This is a genomic window from Stenotrophomonas sp. IS26, assembly GCF_054188265.1.
This window is the reverse complement of sequence record NZ_JBSZJV010000037.1, coordinates 1-3,186: the sequence shown is the minus strand read 5'-3', so window position 1 is coordinate 3,186 and position 3,186 is coordinate 1. Positions and strand designations below refer to the sequence as shown.

At 57.6% G+C, this 3,186-nt stretch carries 5 protein-coding genes; all 5 read left to right on the top strand.

Going from position 1 to position 3,186, the window contains the following annotated elements:
- Positions 1–400, top strand: a 400-nt coding sequence (locus ACW6W5_RS17785) for a hypothetical protein (protein ID WP_458233674.1), incomplete at its 5' end; no start/stop codon positions are given.
- Between the two features lie 45 nt (positions 401–445).
- Complete coding sequence (locus ACW6W5_RS17780) at positions 446–1,879, top strand: toxin glutamine deamidase domain-containing protein (protein WP_226956703.1); 1,434 nt, start codon at positions 446–448, stop codon at positions 1,877–1,879.
- A 12-nt stretch (positions 1,880–1,891) separates the two neighbouring features.
- Positions 1,892–2,173 (top strand): YrhB domain-containing protein, encoded by a 282-nt coding sequence (locus tag ACW6W5_RS17775; RefSeq protein ID WP_121044669.1) that lies wholly within the window; start codon positions 1,892–1,894, stop codon positions 2,171–2,173.
- A 93-nt stretch (positions 2,174–2,266) separates the two neighbouring features.
- Positions 2,267–2,473 carry a hypothetical protein gene (locus ACW6W5_RS17770; protein WP_152154167.1) on the top strand — a complete coding sequence of 69 codons (207 nt, stop codon included), beginning with the start codon at positions 2,267–2,269 and terminating at the stop codon, positions 2,471–2,473.
- 112 nt (positions 2,474–2,585) lie between these two features.
- On the top strand, positions 2,586–3,186 hold a 601-nt coding region (locus tag ACW6W5_RS17765; protein WP_458233673.1), incomplete at its 3' end, for a hemagglutinin repeat-containing protein.

The following is a 3,186-nucleotide window of genomic DNA, read 5'->3' as shown; positions in this document are numbered from 1 at the left end:
CGGCGGTGGCGTGCCGATGAACGAGAAGGGCGGCGACAGCAGCACCACCTACGCCACGCTGACCGAAGGCAACATCGTCATCGGCGGCCAGAAGGTGACCGCCGCCGAGCTGGGCGTGAACACCGATGCCGCAACCGCACACCGCGCGATTGAGGCGATGCCCAATGCCGAGTTGCAGCTGGCCAATCAGCAGGCGATGGCCAATGCGATGGGCACGGTGATGGCCACCAGCAAGCAGATTGCCAATGATGTGCAGGCCTATAAGGCCAACAAGGCCGTTGAAGCCTACTTTGCCGACCTGACACCACAGGAAAAGGCAAATTTCAATGCCATGGATGCAGCGGCGCGTGATGCGGTGCTCACCCGATACAGCCAGGCCTACCGGGACTCGAAGCAGTAGGATATCGGTGGTGACAACAGCCGCGCGCTCGACGCAGTTACCACGTTGCTGTTAGGTGCCACCTCCGGGCAGGGCGGCGGCCAAGTGGTGGCCAATGCCCTGGCGCCGTATGCGGCGAACCTTATCGGTGACAAGTTCGATGCAAAACACGGCAGTGACCCAAACGCCGCGTTGCAGTTGCTGTCACATGCGCTGTTGGGTGCGCTGCTGGCTGAGGTCAATGGCGGTAACGCTGGGGGTGGTGCGGCAGCAGCAGCTGGTGGCGAACTGGCGGCGAAGCTGCTGACCGACGCGCTGTATCCCGGCTACACCGGCGAGCTGAATGATCAGCAGAAGCAGACGATTCTGGCGTTGTCGCAGGCGGTGGCCGCCGTGGCTGGAAGCAGTGCTGGTGATGGGCTTGCAGGCACTGCATTGGCCGCTGGAATCGCGAAAAACTCTGTTGAGAACAACTATCTCGATGCCAAGCAGCATCTTGCATTGGCTGAGGAACGCAAGGAGTGCGACGGCAACGAAGCCTGTGAGAGCGCGGCAAGTGAGCGCTGGGCTAAGGTCTCAAAACTGCAGGGCAAGGAGATGTTGGCGACATGTCAGCAAGCTGACGGCGCATGTGATCTTCAGTTCGCTCAGGCATGGGCATATGGGAAGACCGATGCGAGCCAACTTGGCTTGGGTCTTGACCAAGCGGCAAGCAAGGAACTTGTCATGAGGTTCCTCGAGACTGCCGCCGGCAAACCGTATAGGGGAGGGACAGGCTCATTCTTCATGCAAATGGGGATGGGGGCAGTGGATCCCGCGTCCGAGCTCGTAACCGGAGCATTGGGCTATGCGCTCGCCTTGGGAGATATAGCCCTGGCCCCTCAATATCATCGTGACCCTGTCACGGTTGAGTTCAAATACGAACGCATGATTGTGGGAACGCCGATCTTTGGGGACACATCTGGTAACCCAATCGAAGCCGGACGCTACAAGCTCGGAAATCTCGCGGGCCTCGACTTGGCTCTGCTCGGCGCGGCTTGGAGAAGCGGCAAGGTAGCAAGCGACATCAATCTTCGAAATGCGGGCGGGCTAGCTGATGAGGCTGCCGGCTCGATACGAGATGTTAATCCTGGCTATCCAAACTTTGGTCGAACTCACAATTGCGTGAACTGTTCCATCGCCACTGACTCAACCTTGGCAGGAAATCCTGCATCAGCACTGCCAATCAACCACACAAACGGCGTCCCGTTGAGCGTTCTGGAAAAGCAATACGGATCAAAGTTCGGCCCCATCACTCAACCCGATGATATCGTCCAACAAATGTTGCGTTCTGGAACTGGATCTCGAGGCATAATTTACGGGTCGTATGGTCCAGGACAGACTGGTCATGTATTCAATGTCGTCAATCAAAACGGGGTAATTCGCTTCCTTGATGGGCAGACAGGTAAGGCTGCTGATTTGAGCAAGTTCAAAACCCTGCATCTTCTAAAGACAAGGTAAATGAGGTGAGTTGTGATCACATACAGCCGGGCTCTATCGCAAGCTGTTGAGTACTTGGGGCAGTCTGAGATTCCGCTCCAGATTTGCCTTGAGGGTGAGTTCCAGGAAGGTTGGTACTTCTGCTACCAGTCAAAAGAGTTTTTAGAGACCGGGGACTTCTCTGCACAATTGGCGGGTAATGGACCCTTCTTGATTGATAGGGACTCTGGGGAGCTTGTGGTACTTGGCACAGCTAGACCATTGGAGGAATACCTAAATGAGTACGTGGAACAGAAAAGAGCGAGAATAGCTTGACTCGGTCTCTCTTAAAGGACTGGCGTAATCAGATGATGCGTTACGTAGAGATCGCTTTCCGCGCCACGCCGAGCGAGTATGAGGGAGTAAGCGATGGACCTGAACAGCCTGGGCGAAGGGAGCTTTGGACTGATTTTGACTGGAGATGAGCTGAATGTTATTTTCGCCTGTCTCCGTGAGTCATTTGCAACGTTGGGTAAGAATTCTTATCGAACGAGAATTGGCGTAACGATGGACGTTGGAAGCGCACTTAGTGATGAACTGATCCATCTCATGGAACGAGAGGGGGTTGAACAGTAGCGTCGTTCTGCGCCTTCTCTGTCCTGTAGACGGCGGGAATTCCGGCACGCAGTCACGACGACAGATGTTTGTACCGTCGACGTGACCAATTGACAGCGGTGACATCCATGTTGTGAAGGGCAGCCTGAGCGCGGGCAACACGGTGAGCCTGGATTCGGCGCGCGACATCCTGCTGGAAGCCGATAAAGCGCAGCTTGCCGACCGCAGCAAGAGCAGTAACGCGGGTGCTGAAGTGGGCGTGGGTGTCGCGGTAGGCGCGCAGACCGGCGTGTACGTGTACGCCGAAGCCAGCGTGGGCAGCAGCAAGTCCAACGCGAACAGCACCACCTGGCAGAACACCACGCTCACCGGCCAGAACATCTCGCTCAAGGCCGAGGGTGACACCACCCTGCGCGGTGCCACCGCGACGGCCGACCGCATCGATGTAAAGACCGGCGGCACGCTGACCATCGAGTCGCTGCAGGACGTTGCAGAAAGCATGTCCAAAAACAGCCAGGTGGGCGGGCGGGTGCAGGTGTCGCTGGGCACCGCCTGGAGCGCCGACGGCTACGCCAGCGGAGGCAAATCCAACCGCAGCTATCAGGGCGTGGGCCAGCAGTCGGGCCTGTTCGCCGGTGATGGCGGCTACCACATCGATGTCGGCCACGTGAACCTGGTCGGCGGTGCGATTGCCAGCACCAACGCCACCAACAGTGAACTGACGACGCAGACGT